The following is a 5,538-nucleotide window of genomic DNA, read 5'->3' as shown; positions in this document are numbered from 1 at the left end:
GGCCAGGGAGCGCGACCGGCGCCGCCCGGCCGGGCCGGTCCCGCTGCGGGTGCCGGCCTCGGGCGACCCCTCGCCGACCGGGGTGCGCGCGATCTGGTACGGCCACGCCTCCACGCTGGTGGAGATCGAGGGGCGGCGGGTGCTGTTCGACCCGGTGTGGAGCGGGCGCCCCTCCCCCTCACGGTTCCTCGGCCCGAAGCGGCACCACCCGGTGCCGGTGGCCCTCACGGACCTCCCGCTGGTGGACGCCATCGCGATCTCGCACGACCACTACGACCACCTCGACCTGGCCACCGTCCGCTCGCTGACGGCGACGCAGCGGGCGCCGTTCCTGGTGCCGCTGGGCATCGGCGCGCACCTCGAACGCTGGGGCGTGCCCGCGTACCGGATCATCGAGCTCGACTGGGAGGAGGAGGCCCGGGTGGCGGGGCTGCGCTTCGTCGCGACGGCCGCCCGGCACTTCTCCGGCCGCACGCTCACCCGCAACGACACCCTGTGGGGGTCGTGGGTGGTGGCCGGGCAGGCCAGGCGGGTGTTCTACGCGGGCGACTCCGGCTACTTCGAGGGCTATCGCGGCATCGGCTCGGCGCACGGCCCGTTCGACCTGACCCTCATGCCCGTCGGCGCCTACAGCCCCGCCTGGCCCGACATCCACATGAACCCCGAGGAGGCCGTCAACGCCCACCTCGAACTGGGCGGCGAACTGCTGCTGCCGGTGCACTGGGCGACGTTCACGCTGGCCCTGCACCCGTGGGCCGAGCCCGTGGAGCGCCTGTGGCGCGAGGCCAAGGCCCGCGACGTCAGCATCGTGGTGCCGCGCCCCGGCGAGGCCGTGGACGCCGACGCCGCCCCGGCCGTGGACGGCTGGTGGGAAACGCTGGGCTGACGCTAACGCCGGGTGAAGGTGTAGATCACGTCCATGTTGCTCGCGTTGACCGGCATGTCCAGCAGCACGCGCGCCGCCTTGCCGGTGAAGTCCAGCACCTGGAGCTGGGTCCGGGCACCGGGCCCGACCCACACCCAGCACACCACGTGGTCGTCGTCGTACCAGGTGGCCAGGCTGGCGCAGGGCGAGCGGAAGCGTTTCAGCTCGGCGCCGGTCAGGGAGTCGTAGACGCAGTTCGTGCCGTTGCCGAGCCCCGGGCAGTTGGTGACGAACCGCTCCCCCGTGGACGAGAACAGCGACTCGGCGACCGCCGCGCCCACGTTGGGGACGTGCCTGACCCGCCGCCCGTCCGGGCTGAAGAAGCGCAACGCCTGCTGGGTGGTGTCGTTCGACATGGCGACGACGCCGGTGTCGAGGTGGTCGAAGCCGTACCGGACGCCCTTGAGGGAGCCCTCGCGGAGGGAGGCGATCCTGGTCTGCCTGGTGGCGACGTCCACGATCGCGAACCCGGTCGACTGCCAGACGTTCTTGACCGGGTTGCCGACGTTCACCAGGAGGCGTCCGCTGTCCCGCGACCAGCTCTGGATGTACGCGCTGAGCGGCTGCGGGGAGGTCTTCACGGTGAACGTCTCGCCCGTCACCTTGTCGGTGATGCGCACGCTGTCGTGGCCGTCGACGAAGCTCTTGCCCCGGCTGGCCAGGTAGCGGCCGTCGGGTGACAGGACGCTCTCCCACAGCCCCGGATATTTCGCGAAATTTCCGGTGAGGGAGTCGCGGGCGTAGTACACCCACTGCTGGGTCGTGGGGTCGCGCAGCTTGTACGTGGTGAGCCGCACCGGGTCGGCCGGGCTCTCGTACAGGGTGCCCTGGGTGTCGAGCGGCCTCGACGTGGCCAGGGCGGTGGTCGGGACCGGTGTCCGGCTGGGGCTCTGCGACGCGGTCGCGGCCGGGGACGAGGTCGTGCCGGGCGTCGGCCTGTCGCGCAGGTTGGCGACGGCCACGGCGACCACGGCGAGCGTCGCGACGATGGCGGTGCCCGCCGCCACGGCCGCGATCCACAGTCCCCTGCGGCCGCCCCTGGAGGGGGGCGGGAGTTGCGGTCCCGACCCTGGGTGACCGCCTCCCCAGCCGGGCTGCGGACCCGGACCCGGCTGCGCCGCCCATCCCGGCTGGGGTCCCGAGCCCGGCTGAGGAGTTGGGCCCGGCTGCGCCGCCCAGCCTGGCTGGGGTCCCGAGCCCGGCTGGGGTCCCGAGCCCGGCTGAGGTCCCGAGGCCGGTTGGGCCGCCCAGCCCGGCTGCGGTCCCGGGGCTGGTTGCGGTCTCTGGCCCGGTTGGGGGTACGGCGACCGCGTGCCGGGCGCCATCCAGGGTGACGGCCCGGGCCGAGAGCCGGGTGCGGGCTCCGGCCGGGAGGCGGGGTGGAAACGGGGCCCTGGTCGGGCGTCCGGGTGGGCCTCCAGGTGGAGATCCAGGGAGGGGTCCAAGGAGGGGTCCAGGTGGAGGGTGTTGATCAGGGTGGCGGCCTGCTGGAGCTCGGTGGGGTTGGAGGTGGGATTCGAGGTGGGGCCGGCGGTGGGGTGCTGCAGCAGCCGGCGGATCGCCTGCTCCGCCGTCGGCCGCCGTGCCGGGTCCTTGGCCAGGCAGGCCCCCGCGAGCTCGCGCAGCGATCCGGTGAGGGGGCTCAGGTCGGGCTCGGTGTGGAGCACCCGCTGGATGGTCGAGGGCACCGACTCGGCCACGAACGGCCCGGTGCCACTGGCGGCGAACAGCATCATGGCCGCCCAGGCGAACATGTCCGCGGGTGGCCCCGCCGGCCGGTCCAGGATCTGCTCGGGCGCCATGTACGCGGGCGTGCCCACCGGCGTGGACGTGATGGTGGAGGTGGCGTCGAGCGCCCTGGCGATGCCGAAGTCGATGACCCGCGGGCCTTCCGCGCCGACCAGGACGTTGCCGGGGCTGAGGTCGCGGTGGACGATTCCCGCCCGGTGGATGGCCGTCAGGGCGGTGGCGACGCCGATCGCCAGCCGGTAGAGGGCCGAGTCGGCGTACGGGCCCTTCTCGGTCACGACCTGCTGGAGCGACGGGCCGTCCACGTACTCGCTGACGATGTACGGGCGCTCGTCGTGCACCCCGGTCGCCAGCACCTTCGCGGTGCAGAACGGCGCGACCCGCTGGGCGGCCGCCGCCTCCCTGGCGAACCGTTCCGCCGCCACGGCGTCTCCGGCCAGGTGGGGGCGGAGCCATTTCACGGCGACCCGCTCGCCCTGCTCGTCGGCGCCGAGATAGACGACGCCCTGCCCTCCCTCTCCGAGCCGCCCCCGGAGCTCGTAGCCTCCGAGACTGGTGGGATCGCCTGACCTGAGCTCAGCAACTGACGCCATAACAGGACTATTTTCACTTTTCCTTGCAAGCCGCTTGCATCAAGAGATGACCTTACTCCTCCCCGGCCCGCTGCCGGCCACCGCCATGGGGCGGCTAGAGTCGGGCGGGAGAGCGACCCGTGCCCCCGGGCAGTCCAGGCGAAGGCGAAGGAGCCCCATGCGAACTCAGCCGGGCGTGCAGCCGCGGGTGCTGGTGCGGCGCTCGTTGCCGACCGAGCCCGCCGTACGGGGCTCCGAGTCGCTTTTCCTCGCCGAGGCCGAGCAGCAGGGGCTCCAGGCCGGCCGCCGCATGCTGTACGTCGGGCCGGAGCCCGCCGGCGACCAGGTGGCGGCCTGTCTCCGCGTCGCCCCGGGCACCGGCGTCATCGCCCGCCGGAAGATGATGACCGCCGGCGGCGTCCCGGTGCGCATCGCGACGAGCTACTTCCGCCTCGACCTGTTCGGCGGCACGCGCCTGGCCGAGCCGGGCTTCGTACGGCCGTCCCTCCAGTCGGCGCTGACCGCCCTGGGCCACGCCTTCGGCCACGCCGAGGAGACCCTGACCGCCCGCCCCCCGACCCCGTTCGAACGGGAGACGCTGGAGCTGGAGCCCGGCGAGTGGATCGTCCAGGTGCTCCGCGCCGGCTACTCCACCGACGGCACGCCCGTCCACGTCCTGGAGACGGTCTGCGCCGCCACCCGGCACGTCTTCACGATCCGCCAGGTCTCCGGGTCCGACGAGTTCTGAACGCTAGTAGACCGAGATGTGCGGGTGGTCGTAGTGGTTGGCCGTCGCGCCGCCCCGGTCTGACATCACGCGCCAGGTGCCCGTGCGGGCGTGCCAGATGCGCTGCCGGTAGATGATGTACATGATGGCCAGCCGCTTGGCGTTCTTGATGGCCCAGGCGGCGATCTCGTCGCCACGCCGGACCTCGGCGGCCGAAGGCATGGCGCCGCCGCGGCTCAGCATGAAGTCGCACGCGCGGCCCAGCGGGTGCTCGCCGCCGTCCTGGATGGCGCGGTAGCAGCCGATGCCGTACGGCACGTCGAAGCGTTCCGCGACGAGGCTCTTCACCAGGCGCATGCGCGGGGTGATGTGGTCGGAGCCCTCGGGGAGCTGCGGCACCCACGTGCCGTCCGAACGCCGCACGCCCGGCGCCCGGTAGAGCTGGTCGATCTTGTCCCTGATCTTCTCGATCAGCTTCTCGGCCTTGGCCCTGCGGTCGGCGAGGTCCTTCACCCGCGTGCCGAGCTCCTCGGCGCGGGCCGCCGCCTCCGACTGGGCCCGCTGGTGGTCGTCGCGGACCTTGGCGAACCCGCTGAGCCTGGCCGCCTGCAGGTCGATCAGATGCTCGGTGAACGCGAGCCTGCTCAGGTAGTCGTCGGCGTCCACCCCGCGGGCGATCATGGTGGGCCCGGCGGGGCCGGCGTCCATGTAGCGGGCGACGGCCAGCCCCCGCAACTCGATGGACTCGCGGTCGTAGACCTCCTGGGCGGCGGTCAGCTTCTCGCGGGCCGACTTCTCGCCCTTCTCCGCCTTCTCGTGGGCGATGCGGCTGTTGTAGTAGTCGGTGATGAGCGTGTCCGACTCCTTCTGCAGCGCGGCCAGCTCCGTCTTGAGCCGCTTCGCCGAGGGCTTCGGGTCCGCCGCCGCGGGAACAGGCGTCGCCACGAGCGCCAGGGCCAGCACCGTGCTGAGGGCTCGCAGCGGACCGCGCCGCCGATCGGCGGGGGACGCAACCGCCACGCTTCTCCTCCGCACCGTGCCGCAGGCGCGTGCCAGCCGGCGCCTCTGTTCCGAGGGTAGATAGTAGGGGATGTGGTGACTTGGGAGTGAATCCGCGACTACTTGGGGTTCCAGCGGCCGCGACGGGTTCGGGGAGTACGGCGGGCCGCCAGCCGCCGTCCGAGGATGACGGAGCCGGGCACGAGCACGGAGCCCAGCAGGCCCGTGCCGAGGCCGACCCCGGCGCCGCCGTCGAGCAGGCCGTCGCGTCCCTTGAGCAGCGGGACGCCGAGGGAGACCGAGACGGAGACCGAGACCCGGGGCTCGTCGGACCGGACGGGCGGGGGTGTCGTCGGGTCGGGCGCCCGGGTGGCGGGGGGCTGTGAACGGGTGGGCTCGCCCGCGCCCGGCCTGACCGCCGCCTGGCTGGTGGCCTGGCCCGTGGGTCTGCCCGTGGACTGGCCTGTCTGACGGCCCGTCGGCTGGCCCGTCGGCTGGGCGGCGGCCTCACGGGTGGGCCTCCGGGAGGGGCGGACGGTGGGCTCGCGCGTGGGCTTCCAGGTCGG

General features: G+C 73.3%; 4 protein-coding genes and 1 pseudogene. 2 read left to right on the top strand and 3 right to left on the bottom strand.

The features are described 5' to 3' along the window. Window positions 1–886 (top strand): MBL fold metallo-hydrolase (locus DQW85_RS28625; RefSeq protein WP_113702979.1); only part of this gene is annotated, 886 nt, incomplete at its 5' end. A 2-nt stretch (window positions 887–888) separates the two neighbouring features. On the opposite strand, the gene DQW85_RS28620 is transcribed toward DQW85_RS28625, so the two are convergent. Next, window positions 889–3,267: a serine/threonine protein kinase gene (locus DQW85_RS28620; protein WP_113702978.1), complete on the bottom strand. Its 2,379-nt coding sequence runs from the start codon at window positions 3,265–3,267 to the stop codon at window positions 889–891. Window positions 3,268–3,424: 157 nt separating this feature from the next. Between DQW85_RS28620 and DQW85_RS28615 the strand changes: the two genes are divergently transcribed. After that, a complete protein-coding gene (locus tag DQW85_RS28615) occupies window positions 3,425–3,994 on the top strand; it encodes a GntR family transcriptional regulator (RefSeq protein WP_240197492.1) in 570 nt (189 codons plus the stop codon). A gap of 3 nt (window positions 3,995–3,997) precedes the next feature. Here DQW85_RS28615 and DQW85_RS28610 read toward each other — a convergent pair whose 3' ends face one another. Both DQW85_RS28610 and DQW85_RS28605 read right to left on the bottom strand, forming a co-directional pair. Continuing rightward, window positions 3,998–4,993: a coiled-coil domain-containing protein gene (locus tag DQW85_RS28610; protein WP_240197491.1), complete on the bottom strand. Its 996-nt coding sequence runs from the start codon at window positions 4,991–4,993 to the stop codon at window positions 3,998–4,000. Window positions 4,994–5,091: 98 nt separating this feature from the next. Then, a pseudogene (locus tag DQW85_RS28605) lies at window positions 5,092–5,538 on the bottom strand (hypothetical protein); the annotation flags it as partial.

The organism is Nonomuraea lactucae, assembly GCF_003313395.1.
GTDB lineage: Bacteria > Actinomycetota > Actinomycetes > Streptosporangiales > Streptosporangiaceae > Nonomuraea > Nonomuraea lactucae.
The sequence above is the reverse complement of the archived record's forward strand: the minus strand, read 5'-3'. Positions and strand labels throughout refer to the sequence as shown.